This window comes from Azospirillum griseum (genome assembly GCF_003966125.1).
Classification (GTDB): Bacteria; Pseudomonadota; Alphaproteobacteria; order Azospirillales; family Azospirillaceae; genus Azospirillum; species Azospirillum griseum.
In genome coordinates, this window is sequence record NZ_RXMA01000184.1 from 1 (window position 1) to 263 (window position 263).

The following is a 263-nucleotide window of genomic DNA, read 5'->3' on the forward strand; positions in this document are numbered from 1 at the left end:
GCCAATCTGGGCGCCACCCAGCGCGGCCGCATCGAAGCCGCCCGCGTTGGTGTCCGGCTGAACACCGACGCCATCGACAATTCGGCGGGTGTGGACACCTCCGACCACGAGGTGAACATCAAGATCCTGCTGGGCGACGTGGTGGCGCGCGGCGATATGACGGTGAAGCAGCGCGACACCCTGATGGCGTCGATGACCGACGAGGTGGCGGCGCTGGTGCTGGCCGACAATTACCGCCAGACCCAGGCGCTGACCATCGCCCA

At 67.3% G+C, this 263-nt stretch carries 1 protein-coding gene; it reads left to right on the plus strand.

Going from position 1 to position 263, the window contains the following annotated elements:
- A partial coding sequence (locus EJ903_RS26710; RefSeq protein WP_148105345.1) for an NAD-glutamate dehydrogenase domain-containing protein occupies positions 1–263 on the plus strand: 263 nt, incomplete at both ends.